This window comes from Exiguobacterium sp. s166 (assembly GCF_018618855.1).
GTDB lineage: Bacteria > Bacillota > Bacilli > Exiguobacteriales > Exiguobacteriaceae > Exiguobacterium_A.
In genome coordinates this window covers 595,376-617,826 of sequence record NZ_JACSMU010000002.1, presented here as the reverse complement: position 1 = coordinate 617,826, position 22,451 = coordinate 595,376, and the positions used below count along the sequence as shown (strand labels likewise).

21 protein-coding genes are annotated in these 22,451 nt (G+C 45.2%); 16 read left to right on the top strand and 5 right to left on the bottom strand.

The window, feature by feature from the left end; translation table 11 throughout:
- The first annotated feature begins 65 nt into the window (after window positions 1-65).
- From cls to mscL, 3 genes are all read left to right on the top strand, one after another.
- Window positions 66-1,526, top strand: coding sequence for a cardiolipin synthase (gene cls, locus KNP93_RS07495; protein ID WP_371819884.1), 1,461 nt, complete (start codon window positions 66-68; stop codon window positions 1,524-1,526).
- A gap of 73 nt (window positions 1,527-1,599) precedes the next feature.
- Window positions 1,600-2,493, top strand: coding sequence for a Cof-type HAD-IIB family hydrolase (locus KNP93_RS07490; RefSeq protein WP_255508424.1), 894 nt, complete (start codon window positions 1,600-1,602; stop codon window positions 2,491-2,493).
- 20 nt (window positions 2,494-2,513) lie between these two features.
- The gene (mscL, locus tag KNP93_RS07485) at window positions 2,514-2,903 is read left to right on the top strand and encodes a large-conductance mechanosensitive channel protein MscL (RefSeq protein ID WP_114596495.1); all 390 of its coding nucleotides are present in this window, start codon (window positions 2,514-2,516) and stop codon (window positions 2,901-2,903) included.
- A gap of 54 nt (window positions 2,904-2,957) precedes the next feature.
- On the opposite strand, the gene KNP93_RS07480 is transcribed toward mscL, so the two are convergent.
- Window positions 2,958-5,132 carry an ATP-dependent helicase gene (locus KNP93_RS07480; protein WP_188005203.1) on the bottom strand — a complete coding sequence of 725 codons (2,175 nt, stop codon included), beginning with the start codon at window positions 5,130-5,132 and terminating at the stop codon, window positions 2,958-2,960.
- 226 nt (window positions 5,133-5,358) lie between these two features.
- Between KNP93_RS07480 and KNP93_RS07475 the strand changes: the two genes are divergently transcribed.
- Window positions 5,359-5,853: a GNAT family N-acetyltransferase gene (locus KNP93_RS07475; protein ID WP_131503874.1), complete on the top strand. Its 495-nt coding sequence runs from the start codon at window positions 5,359-5,361 to the stop codon at window positions 5,851-5,853.
- A gap of 68 nt (window positions 5,854-5,921) precedes the next feature.
- Here KNP93_RS07475 and KNP93_RS07470 read toward each other — a convergent pair whose 3' ends face one another.
- The 3 genes from KNP93_RS07470 to KNP93_RS07460 all read right to left on the bottom strand — a co-directional run bounded on the left by KNP93_RS07470 (window position 5,922) and on the right by KNP93_RS07460 (window position 9,600).
- Window positions 5,922-7,382, bottom strand: coding sequence for a sucrose-6-phosphate hydrolase (locus KNP93_RS07470; protein ID WP_214854232.1), 1,461 nt, complete (start codon window positions 7,380-7,382; stop codon window positions 5,922-5,924).
- A gap of 89 nt (window positions 7,383-7,471) precedes the next feature.
- Entirely contained in the window at window positions 7,472-9,070 is a 1,599-nt protein-coding gene (locus tag KNP93_RS07465; RefSeq protein WP_214854218.1) for a sensor domain-containing diguanylate cyclase, read from the bottom strand.
- Between the two features lie 44 nt (window positions 9,071-9,114).
- Window positions 9,115-9,600, bottom strand: a complete 486-nt coding sequence (locus KNP93_RS07460; RefSeq protein WP_214854192.1) for a GNAT family N-acetyltransferase — start codon at window positions 9,598-9,600, stop codon at window positions 9,115-9,117.
- 148 nt (window positions 9,601-9,748) lie between these two features.
- Between KNP93_RS07460 and KNP93_RS07455 the strand changes: the two genes are divergently transcribed.
- Entirely contained in the window at window positions 9,749-10,666 is a 918-nt protein-coding gene (locus KNP93_RS07455) for an ABC transporter ATP-binding protein (protein WP_131503878.1), read from the top strand.
- Window positions 10,644-11,387 (top strand): ABC transporter permease, encoded by a 744-nt coding sequence (locus tag KNP93_RS07450; RefSeq protein WP_131973256.1) that lies wholly within the window; start codon window positions 10,644-10,646, stop codon window positions 11,385-11,387. Before KNP93_RS07455 ends, KNP93_RS07450 begins: the two co-directional genes overlap by 23 nt.
- Window positions 11,388-11,445: 58 nt before the next feature.
- Here the strand turns inward: KNP93_RS07450 and KNP93_RS07445 are convergent, their stop codons facing one another.
- The gene (locus tag KNP93_RS07445; protein ID WP_131503969.1) at window positions 11,446-12,072 is read right to left on the bottom strand and encodes a YczE/YyaS/YitT family protein; all 627 of its coding nucleotides are present in this window, start codon (window positions 12,070-12,072) and stop codon (window positions 11,446-11,448) included.
- Window positions 12,073-12,246: 174 nt separating this feature from the next.
- Between KNP93_RS07445 and KNP93_RS07440 the strand changes: the two genes are divergently transcribed.
- From KNP93_RS07440 to KNP93_RS07395, 10 genes are all read left to right on the top strand, one after another.
- A complete protein-coding gene (locus KNP93_RS07440) occupies window positions 12,247-12,810 on the top strand; it encodes a glycerol-3-phosphate responsive antiterminator (protein WP_026833733.1) in 564 nt (187 codons plus the stop codon).
- A gap of 191 nt (window positions 12,811-13,001) precedes the next feature.
- The gene (locus tag KNP93_RS07435; RefSeq protein WP_131503880.1) at window positions 13,002-13,826 is read left to right on the top strand and encodes an MIP/aquaporin family protein; all 825 of its coding nucleotides are present in this window, start codon (window positions 13,002-13,004) and stop codon (window positions 13,824-13,826) included.
- A gap of 34 nt (window positions 13,827-13,860) precedes the next feature.
- Window positions 13,861-15,351, top strand: a complete 1,491-nt coding sequence (gene glpK / locus KNP93_RS07430) for a glycerol kinase GlpK (protein WP_131503881.1) — start codon at window positions 13,861-13,863, stop codon at window positions 15,349-15,351.
- Window positions 15,352-15,484: 133 nt separating this feature from the next.
- Window positions 15,485-17,140: a glycerol-3-phosphate dehydrogenase/oxidase gene (locus KNP93_RS07425; protein ID WP_131503883.1), complete on the top strand. Its 1,656-nt coding sequence runs from the start codon at window positions 15,485-15,487 to the stop codon at window positions 17,138-17,140.
- 136 nt (window positions 17,141-17,276) lie between these two features.
- On the top strand, window positions 17,277-17,960 hold the full coding sequence (locus KNP93_RS07420) for a DsbA family oxidoreductase (RefSeq protein WP_214854189.1): 684 nt from the start codon (window positions 17,277-17,279) through the stop codon (window positions 17,958-17,960).
- A 30-nt stretch (window positions 17,961-17,990) separates the two neighbouring features.
- Window positions 17,991-18,980 (top strand): lipoate--protein ligase, encoded by a 990-nt coding sequence (gene lplA / locus KNP93_RS07415; RefSeq protein WP_131973253.1) that lies wholly within the window; start codon window positions 17,991-17,993, stop codon window positions 18,978-18,980.
- Window positions 18,981-19,031: 51 nt separating this feature from the next.
- A complete protein-coding gene (locus KNP93_RS07410) occupies window positions 19,032-19,919 on the top strand; it encodes an SDR family oxidoreductase (protein ID WP_131503886.1) in 888 nt (295 codons plus the stop codon).
- 125 nt (window positions 19,920-20,044) lie between these two features.
- Window positions 20,045-21,589 carry a fatty acid--CoA ligase family protein gene (locus KNP93_RS07405; protein WP_131973285.1) on the top strand — a complete coding sequence of 515 codons (1,545 nt, stop codon included), beginning with the start codon at window positions 20,045-20,047 and terminating at the stop codon, window positions 21,587-21,589.
- 76 nt (window positions 21,590-21,665) lie between these two features.
- A complete protein-coding gene (locus tag KNP93_RS07400) occupies window positions 21,666-22,100 on the top strand; it encodes a methylglyoxal synthase (RefSeq protein ID WP_131503887.1) in 435 nt (144 codons plus the stop codon).
- A 97-nt stretch (window positions 22,101-22,197) separates the two neighbouring features.
- On the top strand, window positions 22,198-22,353 hold the full coding sequence (locus KNP93_RS07395) for a hypothetical protein (RefSeq protein WP_188005206.1): 156 nt from the start codon (window positions 22,198-22,200) through the stop codon (window positions 22,351-22,353).
- Window positions 22,354-22,451: the final 98 nt, after the last annotated feature.

The following is a 22,451-nucleotide window of genomic DNA, read 5'->3' as shown; positions in this document are numbered from 1 at the left end:
AAATAAGGAATACCTTATACATTGCAGCGGGAAAAGGTGACAGGTAGAACAAAGGAGGAGATCCAGTGCTTGACGTGTTGAGTACGATGCTCGTTATATTGGCTTACGGCTTGATTATCATGAATTTATTGGCGGTCGTCACCGTTATTTTTTTGGAACGACGAGACATTGGCGCAACATGGGCATGGGTTCTGATTTTGTATTTTGTTCCGTTGATCGGGTTTCTGATTTATTTATTTTTTGGACGTCTCTTGAAAAAAACAAATTTTTATCACGTCGAACAAACGGAAAAACAAGAACAATCACGACGCGTGACGCTTCAATTAACCGAATTGGATAAATTCGAGACACAACAGCGTCATCCTGCTATCGTCCGGTATGACCAACTGATCCGGATGAATTTAGTGTCGAACGATGCGTTGCTCAGTTTTAAAAATGAGGTCGTCATTTTATCGGACGGTGAGCAAAAATTTAATCGGATGATGACCGACATCGTAAATGCGGAACACGAAATTAACATCCAGTATTACATCATTCAAAAGGATTCGCTTGGACAAGCGTTAATTGCCGCTTTGACAAATAAAGCGAAACAAGGAATCAAAGTCCGGTTGCTCTATGATGCGGTCGGCTCCCGTGATTTGAAACGGTCCGACTTTAAGGAATTGATGAAATACAACGGGGAAGTGTTCGCTTTTTTTCCGCCGACAATCGGTTTGATCAACTTCCGTCTCAACAACCGAAACCATCGGAAGTCATGTATCGTCGACGGGAAGATTGGTTATATCGGCGGCTTTAACGTCGGAACGGAGTATTTAGGGATCGACGAAAAATTCGGCTACTGGCGCGACACGCATTTCCGGTTAGAAGGAGAAGTCGTCCATGATCAACTGGACCGGTTCATTTTGGACTGGAATCAGGCCAGTGACAGCTATACGGCAAAAAATGCTTTTTATTATGGCGCCCATTCGATTGAACAGGAGCTGCCGATGCAGATTGTGACGTCGGGTCCGGATTCAAAAACGGAATATCTCAAAAATCTGCTGATTAAAATGATTTCATCCGCGAAAGAATCGATCTATATCCAGTCGCCCTATTTCATTCCGGATACCAGTTATATGGACGCCTGCAAAATGGCGTTACTGGCAGGTGTCGAAATCCGAATTATGATTCCGAACAAGCCGGACCATCCGTTCGTCTACTGGGCGACGACAGCGGCAGCAGGGGAACTAATTGATTATGGAGCAAAAATCTATACGTATGAACCTGGATTTCTCCATGCGAAAACGATTGTCGTCGATCAGGAAATCGCATCCGTCGGAACGACGAATATCGATGCCCGGAGCTTCAGATTGAATTTTGAGATGAACTCGATCGTCTACGATCAGCATGTTGCAGAAGAACTGGCCCGTCTGTTTGAAGCAGACTGTCTCGTCTGTGAGCAACTGACGGCTGAAAAATATGCGAAACGATCCCGACTCATTAAGTTTAAAGAGAGTATTTCCCGATTGTTGTCTCCGATCCTTTGAGCGGAATCAAAAGGGTCGGAACAGGAATATCATGCTGAAAATGGTATAGTAAAATGGAAAAAGATAAAGGAGAGTGAACGTTTTGGCAAAAGCAATCAAATTATTGATCTCAGACATGGATGGTACGGTGTTATCCAGTAAACAGAAAATAGAACCGGAAACGATTGCAGCCATTGAAGCTGCAAAAGAACAAGGCATTGATTTTGCGATTGCGACAGGACGAAACTACTTAAATGCAAAAGAATTGACGGATCAGGCAGGGATCACATGTCCGATCATCGCGTCGAACGGAGCGCGCGTTTTGACCGTTGACGGGGAAGAACTGAGTGCGACGACGCTGACAACTGAGCAAGCGCAACAAATTTACGGCATCATCAGCCAATACGAAGTATTTTTTGAGATGTTTTGTGACCAAGGTCTCGTCACGGCACAAGGATCAACGATTGACGCCGCCTATGATTCGCTCAAGGAAATGAGTCAGGAAAGCGACCGGGCAAAGGATGTGCTCGACTTTTTCCACAATCGTTATTACGTCAATGAAGATGTCAAGATGATTGATGGATTCCGCTCATTCATTCGTAACCAAGCAGGGCAGGTCTTTAAGTTCATTTCCTTCTCTTTTGATCAGGAGTTGATGAAAAAGATTTGGAAAGAAATCGAACAAAAAGTGGACGGAATTTATGTGACGTCGTCCGGTCATGACAACATTGAAGTCATGGCACTTGGTGCCGATAAAGGAACAGCGGTCAAAACACTGGCAAAGCACCTTGGAGTGTCAATCGAAGAGGTCGCCGTCATCGGGGACAACTTAAATGATGTTCCGATGTTCAAAGTCGCCGGAATGGCGATAGCGATGGGGAATGGTCATGACGACGCAAAAGCGATTGCGCATCAAGTGACGAAAACAAATAATGAAAATGGGGTCGGCTATGCGATTCGTCAGTTGGCTGATCGGGCATGGACGTAACAAGAGAGGGGTAACAGGCATTGTTCAAAGCGTTTAAGGAGTTTGCGTTTCGCGGAAATGTCATTGATTTGGCAGTAGGGGTCATCCTCGGGGCTGCCTTCAGTGGCATCATCAAATCTTTGGTCGACAGTATCTTCATGCCGTTGATCGGCATTATCATCGGTGGAATTGATGTCAAAGGATTGTCCGTCGAGGTCGGAAATGCTAATTTGTTATACGGTCAATTCCTGCAAGCGAGCATTGAGTTCATCTTGATTGCATTTGCCTTGTTTTTGTTTGTGAAAGGCATCAATGCTTTTCGTCGGAAAGAGGAGACGACGGAAGAAGTCGCAGCTCCGACGACGGAAGAAAAACTGCTTACGGAAATCCGTGATGCACTGGTCCGTCAAAATGATGAACGCATGACATGATCAACAAAAGACTCATTTTCCACTGGAGCTCGTCCGGTGAAAAATGAGTCTTTTTTAAAGAATCGTTATCAGATGATTTTCGGAACAGACTTGGAGGGACAGTTGCTTATCGATGCCCTTATCAAACTGAATCTCGAGAACGTCGTCCATCAAATGAACAATCGTTCCCTCGCCGAAGGATTTATGACGAATTCGCATGTTCTTCTCGACGGCAAGAAGCGGTCCTGCCGGTGTATCGTTCAAACGCGGAGCATAGCGGGCTTCTTTTTGTGCCTTTTGATCCGGATTGAGAATCTGTCGGATATTTGCGATGAATAAGGATTCTTCGACCGGCTTTGACTTATACCGGTAAGACAAAAGATGAAGATCGTGCCGTGCCCGTGTCATACCGACATAAAACAGGCGGACTGCTTCTTCCATTTCTTCGAGTTGTCCGTCTTTGTAAGATTTGATGTTATCAGACGACGGAAGAACACCGTTGATCAGATCAATCATGAAGACACGATCGAACTCAAGTCCCTTGGCACTGTGGAAAGTCGATAAGGTAACGGCATTTTGATGTTTATTGGACTTCGCTTGACGCATTAATTGTTCGAGATGCAAAATCCGTTCTTTAAAGGCAAGGGACGTCGGAAGATCACTTGCAACATTTTCAATCGTATTGAGCATTTCAAGTAAAAAATCAATGCTGAATCCAAGACTGTCACTCATTTTTTTCAGGTTTTTTTCATAGCCCAGTTCATTACGAATCAGTGCCAATGCGGCAGCAGGACGGGCAGTTTGCATGGCAGCAAAGACCGATTTAATGGTTTTGAGTTGTTTTTTTTGATAAAACTTCATCTCGACATGATGAAGCAACAAATCAAACACGTTTTCTCCGTTCCGTAATTCGTACAGACGCTGTAATTGAACTTTTGAGATATACCCTGCAAATTTCGTATGAATTTGCGCCAAAACATCCACATCGGAAGGGTCGTTTGCCAATTCGATGAAATGTAAGATATCCTTTAAAACCCAATGGCTAAAGAATTTATGGTCGACGTCCTTGATATAAAAAGGAATGCCGGCTAGATCAAGAGCATTCATGATGTTTATCGAGGACGAATTATTACGGTATAAAATCGCTACTTCTTTAAAATTCGTTTCCTCACGTAATTGACGAATGACATACCGCGTTTGGTCTTCGTACGCCGGTAACGTTTCAACGGTGATGGCACGGGACGACGGATTTTCCGTATACATTTTCTTCGGGTAACGGACCTTATTACGCTGAATGAATCGATTGGCGGTCTCGACGATTTCTTTAGAGGAACGATAGTTTTGTTCCATGTACAATACGGTCGCATCGGGATACGTATCTTTAAAGTGGATGATTTTTGATACATCCGCACCGCGCCAGCTGTACAGCGTTTGATCATCGTCGGCGACGACACAAAGGTTATTGTGAGGCAGTGCCAGTTTTTCGACAAGTTGATGCTGAACTAAAGACGTATCCTGACTTTCGTCCGTTAAAATATACTCAAAACGCCGTTGGTACGATCTAAGCAGTGCGGCATCTTCTGACAGAATCGTATTGGCATACGTCAACATGTCATCAAAGTCCATCAGCGGATGGAGGGGATCCCGCAGTTTAAATTGTTCATAAGCTGAGTAAATCTCCGGAAAATGTTTAATGGTCGTTTTTAATGTTTCAACATCCTTCGTTACCAATAACCGATTTTTAACGAAAGAAATCATTCGCAGTAATTCATCCATCTGATCTTCCGTAATGACGCTCCGGTTAATTTCTTGGAAAATCCGGCGAAGAATCATTCGTTTATGCAACGGCTGTTCCGGACGATGTGTTGCCGATTTTTCAACGGCTCCTTCGATAATCGTATACTGAAGGCGACGTGTTGCCGCATAATCACGGACGACTTGAAAGGCAAAACTATGGATCGTCGAAAAGGAAGCCGTCGTCCCGATTAAATGATGAAACCAATCATGAAAACGTTCTGCCATCTCATGAGCAGCGGCTTTGCTGAAAGTTAATCCTAAAATAGACCGGGGATTCACCTTTTTTTCGAGAATCAAATAGGCAATTTTAAAGTTCAATGTTGTGGTTTTTCCTGAACCCGGGGAAGCGAGTAATAGGAGCGGACCTCGATCGTGCTCAATCGCTTGGCGCTGGACAGCATTTAGTTTGGTCCCGGTTTCCATCTCCATGCGTTCAAAAAAGTCTGGGGACATCGGTTTATTCACCTCTTACCTTTGTAAACTCAATTTTCTTTTCTTAGTTTAGCATTTTCAGCCGGACAATTGATTAAGTCTACACAAGAAGTGGAATATAAGTAAAGATAAAATCTTTTACAGGAACGTTCCTGAATCATTGGCTAAAACATCTAGAACATGTAAAATGGAAATAGATGTAAGGGGAGTGTTGGGTCTCCTTGACTAATGGAAGGCGGAAAAAAGTATGTCTCAAGTAAAGCTGTTTATGTATACCAATGAACATTATGAACAATGTGATGCGTTTATTCTTCCGGAAGAACAAATCCAATTTACGACATTTCCGACCGAAGTCGTGTCGGAAGCGGTAAGTAATCCGGACAAGTTTCCGGTCGTCATAAAAAAAGAGATGGAAGTCGTCGGATTTTTCATCCTGCATTTAAATCCACCGAAAACATACCGGACAGATGAACGCAGTGTCCTGTTGCGGGCTTTTTCGATTGATGCAAGACATCAGCAACAAGGCTATGCCAAAGAAGCAATGATGCAATTACCTGCATTCGTGAATGAACATTTTCCAGAAGTAACGGCGATTACGTTAGCGGTCAATAAAAAGAATATCGCGGCAAAATCCTTGTACTTTAAAACAGGTTATGTGGACACGTTACAATCTGTCATGGGTCCGATTGGCGAACAACACATATTAGCCTTTGATCTTCAAAAAGAAACAGCTCCTCAATAAAAAGCACATTCCACAGCTGATCTGTGAGGAATGTGCTTTTTTTGCAGGAATAAAAAAGAATCAACGGCTTACAGGCTGTAAATGGCCAGCTGAGCCGTCGCGTCACCTGTCAGAACGATGCCTTGGCTCGTCGTTTTCGGGAAAATCCGGGCGGAAGCAACGGCTTCCCCGTCATTTAGAAATACTTCGATTGACGAACGATCAACGAACACCCGTAAGGTATGCAATGGTTCGGTCAATACGGTAGAACGAGTCGTACCATATTCGAGTGCTGGCACCTCTGCCCCTGATTGTCCGCGATCAATGGTAAATCGATTCGTTTGTTGATCGTATCGCAGAACGGTTTCTTCCTGCTCGCTGACCCGAAGCTTCACTTCCAATTGGTCGGAAGAAAGTTGCAACTGGGACAACTCGAGCTCGAAAATTTCTGCTTGTGCAGGCAGGACTTCACGGACCAACTTCAGTTCCTTTTCGTACAACGTTTCTTTACGGAGTGACGTTAGTTCCTGAACGGGTTTTTGACGCAACTGCTGATTTTCGAGTGTCAGTTCTCGCGGCAACGTCAAACCGTGTGCCCAGTTATAACGGTCGCTTGGATACGAGATGTCAGGTAACCCCATCCAGCCGACAAGAATCCGGCGTCCGTCTGCTGCAAGTGTCGTCTGGGGAGCATAAAAATCAAATCCGAAATCAAGTTCCACAAAATCCTCATGTTGGAAAGCAAGCTCGGGAAGGGCGAGTGGTTGTCCCATCAAATATCCCGACTGGAAGATGTTTTGGTAACGATCTCCTGCGGGAGCAATCCCTTGCGGACTGAACAGTAATAGTCCTTTTCCGTCCAGTTCAAAATAATCAGGACATTCCCACATGTAACCGAATTGATCGTAACGGGTGACGAGTTCGCCCATCAAGGTCCAGCTCTCCGCATCTTCGGATTGATACATTACTGTGCAGCCGGTCAGATCGTCACGTTGAGCCCCGATGATGCAATACCATGTACCGTGATGCTGAAACACTTTAGGGTCCCGGAAATGCTCGGTATAGCCATTTGGAACGGTTGGAATGGCAGGGGGCAGATGCTTGTCAATCCGGCCGTCCGAACGAAGGTGACCAACGATTTGACTCGTGTGTCGCTTCCAATCTGCATCCCGTTTGTTTCCTGTATACATGATATGGATCTGATCATTTTTAATGAAACCACTTCCGGAGTAAGCACCGTGTGAATCAGGATCATCGTTTGGAATAAGGGCTGCTCCCTCATCAAACCAGTGCACTAAATCCTTTGAAGTCATGTGGTACCAGTATTTCAATCCGTGAACGGGGCCGAGCGGGAACCATTGGTAAAAAAGATGATACGTGCCGTTGTTATAAACAAATCCGTTCGGATCGTTCAACAAACCGGTTGGGGGTTGAATGTGGAAAGAAAACCGCCAAGGTGAGTTGCGTACTTCTTCTTTCATGAGTTGATACACTTCCGGTGCAAGATCGGAAAGCGGGCGATAGCGTGCTTCGCGTGTCCACTGATTCATGTTGTCAGCTCCTTGTTGTAAGTAGTTGGGGATTGCTTCTTCTATGCGTTCACATTACGGAGAAGCGGTGATCTTGTCAATGAAGCCTCTTAATGATGGAAGGTCAAGCATCCTTTGCCCCGGTGTTTGGAATCATACAAAGCAAGATCCGCACGGTGAATGACTTGTTCGATCGATTCTTCGGTCGAACGAACGGCGACTCCGATGCTGGCTCCAATAAACAAAGTTTGTTGATTCAGAAGATACGGATACGAAAGCGTGTGGATGATGTCCTTGCCGTACCGGTCGATATCTTCCGTCGAAATCTGTTCGTTGAGGATAATCAGAAACTCATCCCCGCCAAGCCGTGCCGTAATCCCTTCATAGCGTAAGGATTTTTGAAGACGGTCGGCAACTTCGATTAACAATAAATCACCCATCGCATGACCATACTGATCATTGATTGCTTTAAATCCGTCTAAATCAAGATACAGGTAAATCTGATCATGCGTTTTACGAGACAGTTCATCCAGATAATCAGATAAACCATTCCGGTTCGGCAGTCCGGTCAAAGCGTCATGAAGGGCGAGTGACTCGTAGGTCGTTCGTTCTTGCTCGGTATGGGTCAATTTCGTCGTCAGTTCGCGTAACGCGACGGACAGTACTTCTATCTCACGAATCCCGGTATGTGACGGAATCGATTTTGATCGATCGTGTTGCATGGCTTCTGCTGCCTGCGTGATTTTCTTTAAGGGGCGAGTCAACAATCGGGCTACGAACCAACCGATGATGGCTGTCAGCAAAGAAGCAATCAATCCGGCAATCAAGATGTAATTTCTCAGAGTGCTTGCATCTGAAAAGGCAACTTGACTCGGTTGGCGGACGAGAACGGTCCAGCCGAGACCGTCGTAGTTTTTATAGCCTTTACTTTTGGCGACACCGGTTAAGTATTCCTGCCCTTTTTCCCAGTCGGAAATCCGGTATCCTTTTTGATTTCCGGCTAACCAGGCAGACGGTAAGTTTTTCCCGCGCCACTGTTTCGGACCGAGAAGGACCGTCCGGTTTTGTTTACTGACGATGAAGAATTCGACATTTTTAATCTGTGCGGTAGAACTTTGGAAGCTTTGTTCGATTTCCTTGGCCCATTCAAAGCTGAGATGTGCGGCGAGGACGCCACTCATTTTTCCGTTTATAAATAGCGGTGTGCTGATATCGACGAACTGTAACGGTTCGCCGCTCGGGTTGGGAAGTAATTTGGCCAGTAAAACAGCATCATGCACATCTCCGATAAACGGTTTTTTTTGTGCTTCCTGAAAGACAGGACGCGCTTTGATTGATTGACCTTCTAGAATTTTCCCTGTCGACGCAACGACTTGTCCATCAGGATCCATGACGCCAATCCATGAAAAGTCAGGGATTTGTTGTTGCAACTGTTCAAGCGTATTGCGTGTTTCAGCCGGATTTTGTTCGTCACGAATCGTCGGTAACGTCCGTAAGACGTTGACTTCAGCGGTACGGGACCACATATAGTGATCCAGTTTATCGGATAACTGATAGGCAGTGGCAGACAAAGTCGTTCCTACTTCATCCTGTAGACGGTCTGTTGCACGATTGCTGATTAAAAACGTCAAGGAAAGTGTCATGACGAAAAAAAGACCGGCAATCAATAAGGCGAGTAAAACATCAAAACGGATAGAAAATTTCTTCATAATAAACTCCAATTCTATTAATGAGATAAACAGGATTCTTCTCATTATTTTAGCATACGATCATCGCATGATTTCATTTTGATGAAAACTTCGACGGGTTGATTGTGATTGGATATTCCATATCGTTCGAAGCGGAAACCGAGATCTTCCCAAAAGCGACGTCCTGATACATTTTCAGGTAGGACGGCTAGACGAATGACAGGACAATCATGTAAATACTGTTCGTGGAAAAGACGGAAAATCATCGAACCGATGCCCTGGCGATGAAGCCGTTCGGGCATTAAAAACAACCCGATCCAGGTGGAATGATCGGTTAGGTGTTCCGGTAAATAATCGATGAGGGCAAGTATATCTTCCCCGTCAAGACAAAGGAGGCTAATCGTATCGTGATTTAAAAATTCTGCTTCTAATTCGTGTTCTGATAAAGGAAGTAATCGACCTTCCAGTTGAACATAGTGCGGGTGTTCAGCATAGATGGATTGAATGGTTGGAAAATCTATTTTTGTCACAGGAACAAATTGAAGTGGCATCAGGGTTCCTACAGTTAAATAGAGTAGTGAACATCTTTTAGTATACGATTTTGAATTGGAAATGGATTACATAATTGTAAGGATAGGAACTTTTTTACGTTGAATCACGTACACTGAAGTAAGAAGAACAGCAAGAGGAGGAAAAAAGATGCTGAAAATTGAACACGTATCAAAACGTTTAGGCAAAGAACAGATTTTAAAGGATGTCAGCTTTGAAGTGTCGCCAGGAGAAGTGTTTGGATTTCTTGGACCAAACGGGGCAGGGAAAACAACGACCATCCGAATCATTACAGGACTAATGGAACAGGATGAGGGGACAGTCACCGTCAATGGTTTTGACGTCGTCCATGAACGCTCAAAAGCATTGACACAAATCGGTGCTATCGTCGAAAATCCGGCATTCTACACCTACATGACGGGCAAGCAAAATCTTGTTCATGCCAAGAATCTGATTCCGGGTCTGACTCAGGTTGACTATGAGGCATTAGCGAAACTCGTTGGTCTTGAAGGAAAACTGTCGAAAAAAGTCGGTGAATATTCACTCGGGATGAAACAACGTCTTGGAATTGCCCGGGCCTTGTTACATAATCCGCGGGTTTTGATTTTGGATGAACCGACGAATGGACTGGATCCGGCCGGGATTGCCGAACTGCGCGAATATCTCCGGGCAATGGCACGCGAGCAGGATATTGCGATTTTGATTTCCAGCCATATGTTAGGTGAGATGGAACAAATCAGTGACCGGTATGCGATCATCGACCAAGGGGTCATCAAATCGGTCGAGTCTGTTCGAAATGAGACGGGAGCCAAAATCATGATTCGTGTTCCGGAAAATAATGTACGCGACGTCATTGAAGCATTGCGGGTTGCCAACTATCCGGCCGAACGCTTGAACGATAAAATCGTCATCACGGCACCTGAAACCGAGACACCGGCTATCGCCCGATTAATCGTCCCGATTGCTGATTTACATGAACTGACTGTAAAACGAATGACACTGGAAGAACAATTCTTGCAAGTGACGAAAAAAGAGGGGGATTCACATGCTTTCGCTCATACAAAATGAATGGATGAAATGGTGGACGATGAAAAAATCAAAAATCGTCTTAGCTCTATACGTCGTTATCGTCGTTGGACTTGTCATTATTACGAAAATGAATGATTTTGACATGACGCGCAGTGATTATTATACGTTGGTTTCGACAATTTTATTCGGCTTGCTTGGCATCATTACGATTGTCTTCACGGCGGAAACCGTTGGGAATGAAGTCCGCTACGATACGATGAAACACCTATTGATGAGTCCGTATTCGCGGATGATGATTTATTTTTCAAAGCTGTTGTTCTCAATTTTAGTCATGCTTGGACAATTCATCTTCATCGCGGTCATTACGTACGCTGCTTCGTTTGCCTTTTCTGAAGCCGGTGACAGCATCCAGTGGCGTGATACCGTGTTGTCGCTCGTTAGTCCGGTTTTCACAATTTTCATGACGTTATTCTTCTCACTTATCTTCCGCTCTGTCGGGATGATTATCGGCTTCACCGTGCTCGCCCAGTTCTTTACGTCGATTGTCGGGAATGTGTTACTCGCCTTCAAACCGGAAATCGCGAAATGGATTGTTTTGATGCATTTGGACTGGTCGATGTACTTCAAAGGCGCCTTGACATATGGAACGGCAGAACCGATGGGAACGACATTGACGTTTTCTGTCATCTTCGTTCTGGCACACATCTTGGTGTTATTCGGCGGATCAATTTTGATTTTCCAAAAAAAATCATATCTTTAAATCTAAAAAAAATCCTGTCTCCACTGTGACATTCACAGCGCGGACAGGATTTTCTGCGTCAGGTGACACGACGGGTGATCGGAAATGTCTTTTGGAAAAATTCAATCAGTGGACCATTTAACAACAGAAAGACGAACGTTCCGACACCGATCCCAATCAATTCGTGTTCGACGAACGACAAGATGCTGGCAATCAAAAATGGAATCGCCAGGCTGACCGTTGCACCAATCGAAGTACTGTTGAATCGGCTGATCAATGATTTCATCAAGTAATCGGGCGGCATCAGGACGAAACCGATTTGCAGATACAGGGCAAGTCCGAGCGAAATCAACGGCATCCCGATGATCATATACAAAATACGCGCCCACAAGGCGACCGGTGTATAAAGGAGCTGGTGAATCGATAAGAAGAAATCAATCGCTGTCCCGAACAGGACGACAAGGGAAAAACTAAGTAAAATCGTCCACCAACTGAAACGGCTGCCAAGGAGTAAAGCACTGATCAGCGCAAAAACATGCAGGACGACGATGGCGAGTCCGACGGTCAACGGCGAAATTCGGGCTAACGCTTCACTGGCAGATGTCCACGGGGCGCTCCCGATGGCGGCCGTGACCATGAAGCTGTTGCCGAGGGCGTTAATAAGGATGGAAAATAAATAAATGATGATTCTTTTTTGTTGACTCATGCGAGGCACAGGGGAAAAGCTTCTCCCTATGCTTCTCACCTCCATTTCAAATCAGTATCGTTAAGCTATACCCTAATTTAATCGTTCTTTTCATTTGTTTTCATAAAAAGAGGATTGCGGAAAACATTGCGGAGACGACATACTAAGAACAAATCAAAGAAATGAGGACGCTATATGACGTACTTTGGTCAAAAGATTCTACCGTCTGTAAGAAAGTTGGAAGACTTTGAAAAAATGTTGAAAAGTCCTTATGAATACGGTGTACTACTCGAGATGCACGTCTCGCGCTTAAAGGCCGTTTATGAATTGGCACACCGGTATGATAAAAAAATGTTTTTGCATATGGATTTAGTCCAAGGGTTAAAAAACGATGAATTTGCGACCGAATATGTCTGCCAGGAATTAAAGCCATATGGGGTCATATCGACAAAAGCGAGTGTCATCTTAAAAGCCCGTCAAAAAAAGGTCAAGACGATGCAACGGATGTTTTTACTTGATTCCAGTTCGCTTGAAAAAAGTTATCATCTGATGGAGCGGACGCAACCTGATTATATCGAAGTATTACCGGGATTGATGCCGAAGTATATCGAAGAGGTCAAACGAAAAACCGGCAAACTGGTATTCGCGGGTGGATTGATTGATACCGTTGAGGAAGTAGAACAGGCAATCGCGGCTGGAGCATCGAGTATTACGACATCCAATAAAGAGTTATGGAAATACTTTGAACCAAACAAATGAAAACGCTATGATAAAGATCACGTAAATCGTTTGACAGCGTTTTCATCGATTGTTATAGTGAAAACAAGTTGATACGAAGTGACGGAGAAATCGGAGATTCACGCTTTCATGCTTTTTGAGAACATTCAAAAAGCCGAGGCGCGAATCTCTTTTTTTTGTTGCTTTTTTCACATACAAAGGGGGAAATACGTATGTCACCGGTACTAGCAGAATTTTTAGGAACAGCGCTTCTCGTAGCATTCGGGAATGGTGTCGGAGCAGGTGTTACATTAACCAAATCCTACGCAAAAGATGCCGGCTGGATCGTCATTACGTTAGCCTGGGGGTTTGCGGTAGCGCTCTCTGCCTATGCGGTGGGTCAATTCAGTGGCGCCCACTTGAATCCGGCCGTAACACTTGGTCTTGCTTTTGACGGATCATTTGCATGGGCGGACGTTCCGGGATACATCGTGGCACAAATATTAGGTGGAATTGCCGGAGCGAGTATCGTATTCGTTCATTACTTACCGCACTGGGCAGAAACGAAAGATCCGGCGGCAAAACTGGGTGTTTTCGCGACATCACCTGCGATTCCACATACATTTGCGAATGTCATGAGTGAATTGATTGCGACATTTTTGCTCGTCATTGGAATTTTATCGATTGGAGCCAATACGTTTTCAGACGGTCTGAATCCATTGGTTGTCGGTGTCTTGATTGTCGGTCTCGGAATGTCATTTGGGGGGACGACAGGATACGCAATGAATCCGGCACGTGATTTAGGTCCGCGAATTGCGCATTTTATTTTGCCGATTGCAGGAAAAGGTTCTTCTAACTGGGGTTATGCCTGGATTCCGGTACTTGGTCCGGTTCTTGGTGGAAGTCTCGGTGGATTGTTTTACCGATCTGTCTTCTCCGGGAAAGATACACCGGCATTTGTGATTGTCGGACTTGTGACAATCATCATATTAGGTTTATGCTATAAATTCGGTGTTCGTCCGAATAAATCAACGTCAGTGAAGTCGAAGTCAGCTTAAGCTTAACTTACTAGATACAAAGGATGGGGAAGAGATGGAGAACTACATTTTGTCATTAGACCAAGGAACAACGAGTACACGGGCGATTTTATTCAACCGTTCTGGAGAAATCGTTCATTCCGCACAACGTGAGTTTACGCAGTACTTTCCAAAACCGGGTTGGGTTGAACACAATGCTAATGAAATTTGGGGAAGTGTCCTTGCAGTTGTTGCAACCTGTCTAACGGAAGCTAACGTTAAGGCGACACAAATCGCCGGAATCGGTATCACGAACCAACGGGAAACAGCAGTCGTCTGGGAGAAAGAGACTGGAAAACCGATTTATAATGCAGTTGTCTGGCAATCGAGACAAACAGCTGAGATTTGTGACGAGTTGCGGAGTGCCGGTCATGCCGAACTATTCCGTGCAAAAACAGGTTTATTGATTGATGCCTATTTCTCCGGAACAAAGGTGAAGTGGATTCTTGATCACGTTGAAGGTTCACGGGAACGGGCTGAACGTGGTGAACTATTGTTTGGAACAATTGATACATGGCTGATTTGGAAGTTGTCAGGCGGTAAAGCCCATGTCACGGATTACTCCAATGCCAGCCGGACGTTGATGTATAACATCCATGAACTGAAATGGGATGACGAATTACTTCAGCTTCTCGATGTTCCAAAAGCGATGCTTCCTGAAGTCCGTCCGTCTTCTGAAGTTTATGCCCATACAGCTGGCTATCATTTCTTCGGTGAATCAGTTCCGATTGCCGGTGCTGCCGGAGATCAGCAGGCTGCTTTATTCGGTCAAGCTTGTTTTGAAAAAGGAATGGCGAAAAACACGTACGGAACGGGCTGTTTTATGCTACTGAACACAGGCGACAAAGCTGTGACATCGGAACACGGTCTCTTGACGACCATTGCGTGGGGAATCGACGGAAAAGTCCAGTATGCGCTCGAAGGCAGTATTTTTGTGGCCGGTTCAGCGATTCAATGGTTACGGGATGGTCTTCGCCTGATTAACGATGCGAAGGAAACAGAAGCTTACGCGACACGTGTGACTTCTTCAGACGGTGTTTACGTTGTTCCTGCCTTCGTCGGTCTCGGGACACCTTACTGGGACAGCGATGTCCGTGGTGCAGTCTTCGGTCTGACGCGCGGAACGGAAAAAGAGCACTTCATCCGGGCGACACTTGAGTCACTCGCCTATCAGACGCGTGATGTCTTGACGGCGATGGAACAGGATTCCGGAATCGAAATGTCTGCCTTACGTGTCGACGGCGGGGCCGTCAAAAATGATTTCCTCATGCAATTCCAGAGTGATATCATTCAGGCACCGGTCGAGCGTCCTGAAATCAATGAGACAACGGCTCTTGGCGCGGCGTATCTCGCTGGTCTGGCTGTCGGATTCTTTGAAAACCAAGAACAAATTTCGGCGCATTGGAAGATGGATCGTCGCTTTGAGATGAACATGGCGGAAGCGGAAAGCGAAGATCTTTACGGTGGATGGAAAAAAGCTGTTCAAGCGACGATGTTGTTTAAATGATGTGACATATGTTATAGTAACAACAAGTTAATAAACCGGTCGGAGAATATGGAGAGACCACAGCAACAGTTGACACCGTCAGTCTGTTTGTTGTGGTCTCTTTTTTTTCGAACCTAAACAGGAGGAACTATTCATGGCAAACCAGCAATTTTCAAGCAAAAACCGTGCAGAGGTCTACAATCGATTAACGCGTGAAGAACTCGATCTACTTGTCGTAGGTGGAGGAATCACGGGGGCAGGAATCGCTCTTGATGCTGCGTCACGTGGCATGAAGATTGGACTCGTTGAGATGCAGGACTTTGCAGCGGGAACGTCAAGCCGTTCAACGAAATTGGTACATGGTGGTTTACGTTATTTGAAACAATTCGAAATCCAAATGGTTGCCGAAGTCGGGAAAGAACGGGCAATCGTGTATGAAAACGGACCACACGTTACGACACCGGAATGGATGTTGTTACCGATGCATAAAGGCGGTACATTCGGACCGTTCAGTACGTCAATCGGATTACGTGTTTATGATTTCCTGGCAGGCGTTAAACGTTCAGAATGGCGTTCAATGTTGTCAGCCAAAGAAACATTGGCAAAAGAACCGCTTGTAAAACAAGACGGTCTAAAAGGCGGCGGTTACTACGTCGAGTACCGGACAGATGACGCCCGTTTAACGATCGAAGTCATGAAAGAAGCGGTTGCTCACGGAGCACGTGTCGTCAACTACACGAAAGCGGAAGAAATTCTGTATGAAAACGGAAAAGTCGTCGGAATGCGTGTGACGGATCTTGCGACAGGAGACGTACATGAAATTCGTGCGAAAAAAGTCGTCAACGCAACGGGTCCTTGGGTCGATGAATTGCGTGAAAAAGACGGTTCGAAAGTCGGCAAACAACTGCGTTTGACAAAAGGGGTTCACGTCGTCATCGACCAGTCAAAATTCCCGCTGAAACAAGCTGTCTATTTCGATACACCGGATGGCCGGATGATTTTTGCCATTCCACGTGACGGAAAAGCGTATGTCGGAACAACGGATACGTTCTTTGACAAAGACACATCACATCCGAAATTTACAGTCGAAGACCAGGAATATGTTCTCGATGCAATTCATTACATGTTCCCTGAAGTGAAAGTGACAGCGGAAGATGTGGAATCAAGCTGGGCCGGTGTTCGTCCATTGATTTATGAACAAGGAAAAGACCCGTCTGAAATTTCGCGGAAAGACGAAGTATGGCAGTCTGAATCCGGTTTGATTACGATTGCCGGCGGAAAACTGACAGGCTACCGTAAAATGGGTGAGCACGTCGTTGATCTCGTCGCCAAATTATTAAAACAAGAAACAAACCGTGCCTATACACGTTGTGCGACAAAAAACATGCCGATTTCAGGTGGCCATGTCGGAGGGGCAGCCGGGTACGCGAAGTTCTTGAAATCACAAGCACCGGCAAACGGATTAACATCAGAAGAAGTGTTATTCCTTGCGAAACGATACGGTTCGAACATACCGGTCGTTCTTGAATATGCGGCATCGTATGATGCGGCGGAAACAGAATTACCGCGTGATGTCTATGCACAGCTTCATTACGGAATCAACCACGAAATGGTGGCACGTCCAATCGACTTCTTCATCCGTCGGACCGGCGCCGTCTTCTTCGATATTGCTTGGGCACGTCAGCATAAAGAAGCAGTCATCAAAGAGATGGCCCGTCACTTGAACTGGACAGCTGCACAAACAGCAGAATATACAAAAGAACTTGAGATCGAAATTGAGGACGCAGCTCACGCACTCGTCACAGAATAAATACTTGTTCGACAAAAACTCCTTTGCTTTCGGCGAAGGAGTTTTTACTGTCCTATGAAATCAGATTCATTGCAAGCGAACGCCCGGGCGATTATGCTAAACATACATGATAACTACATGAAGGAGATGGAACACGATGAAAGTTGAAGTCTGGTCAGATTATGCCTGCCCATTTTGTTATATCGGTAAGAAACGTTTGGAAAAAGCGATTCAGGAGAATGGAGCGACAAACGTCGAAGTTGAATTTAAAAGTTTTGAACTCGATCCGTCAGCACCGGAAACACCAACGATGGGATTGTACGAAATTTTAGCATCAAAGTACGGGACATCTGTTGATCAAGCTCGATCGATGTCGCAAGGTGTCGTCGATGCGGCGAAAACCGATGGTCTGTTCTATGAGATGGACCGCGTTGTTCCGGCAAACACATTTAAGGCTCACCGCCTGACTCAACTTGCGAAAAAGCATGATAAAATGGATGAAGTATCAGAAGAGTTATTCCAAGCTTATTTCATGAATGGTGAGAACTTAAACGACGATTCGATTTTGATGCGCATTGCGACTACTGTTGGACTCGATCCAACAACGGTAGAAACCTTCCTCGCATCTGACGAGTCTTCCGATGAAGTGCGTCAGGAAGAAGATATGGCTCGTGAACTCGGTGTGACCGGTGTGCCGTTTTTTGTATTTGACCGGAAATATGCCATTTCAGGAGCGCAGCCTGTTGAAGCATTCAGCCAAGTATTGGACCGGGTGCAACAAGAACAAAAAGTAGAAATCGTAGCTGAAGGTGATGCCTGCGGAGTCGACGGCTGTAACTAAATTTGATTGTTAAAGGAGTACATGAAACTTATGAAATTCATTTTCCATCCAGATATCCACGATGCACGGATCAATCTTGCTGTCGAGGACTTTATTTTGAACAATTTAAATGTCAGCGAAGAAGATTATTTCCTGTTCTACATCAACGGTCCGTCGATTATTGTCGGTAAAAACCAAAACACGAACGAGGAAGTCAACTTAAAATATGTTGAGGAAAACGGCATTCATGTTGTCCGTCGTTTATCAGGCGGTGGTGCCGTTTACCACGACCTCGGAAACCTGAACTTCAGTTTCCTGACAAAAGATGATGGAGATTCGTTCAATAACTATAAAAAATTCACGGAGCCGGTCGTAAAAGCACTGCACAAATTGGGTGTCGAAGCAGAGCTGTCCGGTCGTAATGACATTCATGTCGGAACCCGGAAAATCAGCGGAAACGCCCAGTTTACGACAAAAGGCCGGATGTTCAGCCACGGTACATTGATGCTTGATTCAAACATTGAGGAAGTTGTCAATGCGTTGGTCGTCAGTGAAGAAAAAATGCGTTCAAAAGGAATTAAATCGGTCCGCAGCCGGGTCGCAAACATCTCTGAATTTTTAACAGAGCCGTTGACGATGGATGAGTTCGTCGAACATCTCCTTGAATCGATTTATGAAGGAAAAGAGATGGAACGTTATGTCTTGACGGACGAAGACTGGGCAAAAGTCCATGCGATTTCAGCAGAACGGTACGGGAACTGGGATTGGAATTTCGGTAAATCACCGAAGTTTGATGTGATCCATAAAAAACGTTTCCCGATTGGAACGATTGATTTCCGCTTGAATGTGAAAAAGGGAGTCATCGAAGAAGCGAAAATTTACGGCGATTTCTTCGGAGTCGAGGATGCCGAGGAAATCGCACGGGCATTGGAAGGCAAACGGTATGACCGGTCTTCGTTACGCGAAGTCTTGAGTCAGTACGAATTAAAGAAATATTTTGGTGCCGTGGAGCTGGACGAAGTGCTTGACGTTTTAGCATAAGCTTTTTTGGGAAAACTCTCTCTATCAACTTGCATAGGGGGAGCTTTTTTCATGGGCTACAATAAAGATAACTTTTTAGAGGGTACATTAAACGACTTCATCAATTTTGAAAAAGTTTCGGAAGGCTTACCGAAAACGGAAGATCAACAACCGTTGCCGTATTATGAACGGGACGATTACCGTGCTGCCGGGAAATTAAAAGGCAAAGTGGCTATCGTAACGGGTGGTAATTCAGGAATCGGGCGTGCGATCTCGATTGCCTATACATTAGAAGGTGCTAAAATCGTCATCGCGTTTTATGGTGATCAAGAAGGTGCAGAAGAAACAAAAGCCCGTCTCGAAGAACTTGGTGGCGAAGTGTTACTTTCGCAAGGAGACATCGGAGACGGCGCGTATTGTGAAGAACTCGTCCAAAAAACCATCGACCGTTTTGGTCGTCTTGATATCGTCGTTAACAATGCGAGTATGCAAAAACCGGAAGATTCGTTGCTCGACATTACAGACGAGTCAATGGAAAAAACATTCAAAACAAATATTTTCGGGATGATGCGCTTAGCACGTGCGGCTTTACCTCACTTGACACTCGGCTCGGCCATCATTAATACGACGTCTTCGACAGCATACGAAGGAAACTCCCTCTTAATCGATTATTCGTCGACAAAAGGAGCCATCGTCAGCTTCACACGTAGTCTGTCAATGAATCTTGCGAAACAAGGGATTCGTGTCAATGCCGTTGCTCCAGGTCCAATTTGGACACCATTGATCACAGATACATTCCCGGATGAATCGGTCAAAACGTTTGGTAAAAACACACCGATGGATCGTCCGGGACAACCGGCAGAAATGGCTTCGGCCTACGTCTTCTTAGCTTGTAACGATTCAAGTTATATGACGGGTCAAGTCCTGCATCTAAACGGTGGCGTCATCGTCAACGGTTAAAAAGAAAGAACGTGAAAACGTTTCCATAAAATGCTACACTATCCATACAGGCGGACACGTCATGTATGGATTTTTTTTGCATTAAAAATGAACGGTTATTCATTCGAAGGGGGAAGCTAGTTATGATGGGATTGATTCATTCGGTGGAAGAAACAGCTCGGCAACGTCCGGATAGCATCGCCTACGTATTTGAAGATGTCGCAGTCAGTTATCATGAATTTGTTGAGAAGTTTCACCGGGCCGCCGGAGCACTCGAGTCACATGGAATTCGAAAAGGGGATCACGTTGCTCTAATACTTGGAAATAGTCCGGCTTTTTTGATTGGGTATTATGCTGTCATGAAGCAGGGGGCAGTTGCCATCCCAATCAACCCGACCTATACGCCGGATGAACTCGGTTACATCTTAATGAACGGCGATGTTAAAGGGATTTTAGGAATCGCACCGCTTGTCGAAGCAGCAAAAGAGCGATTGGTTCATTTACCGCATCTTTCTGTCGTCGTCTCCGTTCCGTTTAACGGTCAAGTCGGTCCGGAAGAACGACTTGGAAATGTTCAGTTCACGACGCTTGAGCGGTGGTTAGAGATTGAACATCCGATTCAGGAAGTGACGTATGAAATGGATGAGACCGCTGTTATCCTGTATACGAGCGGAACGACAGGGAAACCAAAAGGAGCGATGTTATCACATCGAAACCTGACTTCCAATGCCCGTTCCATCGGGGAATACTTAAATGTCTCGGAACAGGACCGGACACTCGCTGTGTTACCGATGTTCCATGTCTTTTGTTTGACGGTCGTGGTCAATGCGTCACTGGCACACGGGGCAACGGTTGTCATTGCTGCCCGCTTTTCACCACAGGAGACGTTTGAACTGGCGAAAAAAGAACAGGTCACGATTTTTGCGGGTGTGCCGACGATGTATAACTTCCTGCTACAGACAGTAAAGGCGCATCCGGAATATACGAATGCGTTTGAATCCATCCGTTTATTCGTTTCAGGTGGAGCGAGTTTACCGGTACCGTTGCTTCAATCCTTTGATCAAACCTTTAACTGTCATATCCTTGAAGGATACGGTCTGTCCGAAGCGTCTCCCGTCACATGCTTCAATCCTTTGGACGGAGTACAAAAGCCGGGCTCGATCGGACCTTCGATCATCGATGTCGAAAACAGGGTCGTCGACGAACTCGGGCAGGAAGTACCAATCGGTCAAGTCGGAGAATTAATCGTACGTGGTCCGAACATCATGACCGGTTACTATAAAATGCCGGAAGAAACGCAAGCGACGTTAAAAGAAGGATGGCTCTACACCGGCGACTTAGCAAGACAAGATGAGGATGGATACTTCTATATCGTCGACCGGAAAAAAGATATGATTATCGTTGGCGGATATAATGTCTATCCACGTGAAGTCGAGGAAATCTTATATCAACATCCATCGATTGTCGAAGCCGCCGTCATCGGTGTACCCGACGAAGAAATGGGCGAAGCGGTAAAAACATTTGTTGTCGTACGTGAACCGTTGACGGAAACGGAAGTCCTCGACTTCTGTGCCATCTCACTCGCTAAGTATAAGTGCCCGACACGAATTGAATTTATTGAACAATTGCCACGAAATACAACGGGTAAGATCTTACGGACTGTCTTGAAAAAACAACCAACCAGTTCATGATTTCAATATAGAAAAAAAGAACTTCAGGTTTCTGAAGTTCTTTTTGTGTGCATATAGGTAAGGAGGGGGAGATAAAATGAATATTGCTTTAATTGCGCATGATGAAAAAAAAGACGAGATGATGATGTTTACACGAGCATACGAAGCTTATTTTGCCAAAAATACGTTATATGCCACGGGTACGACAGGGCAACGGATCATGGAGGCGACAGGATTAACGGTCCACCGCTGTAAGTCGGGACCGCTTGGAGGAGATCAGGAAATCGGTGCGATGGTCGCCCGGGGAGAAATTGATATCGTCATTTTTCTGCGTGATCCTCTTACAGCCCAACCCCATGAGCCCGACGTATCGGCCTTGATTCGATTATGTGACGTCTATGATTTACCGCTTGCAACAAATGTCGGAACCGCCGAAATCTTGATTAACGGATTGGAACAGGGCGAGTTTCAATGGCGTGAAATCATTCGGAAACGTCATGAAGAAGAACAACGGAAATTTTTAACCGATTAATTCTCTGAGAATGCTTCTCATTTTCTATCAAGCATGATATAGTCATCTTGAGGATGATACTGATTATCAATTGCGATAGAAAAGGGTGGCGAAAACAATGGAAATTATTTTAATGGCTGGTGTAACCGTCTTACTTGGTGGCGGCGCCACGTTCCTGACACACGTAGTGAAAACGGAACGTCGTCATGTATCGGCAAACACAAAAACACATGTAGAACGTGCGACATATCCGTCGTTGCGCCTTGTAAAATAATTAGTTGGACTGAACGCCGCTCTTTTCTTCAGAAAAGAGCGTTTTTTTGTATAATTTTAGATTCTCCCATAATTCTGCGGAAATCCTTTGTTACACTG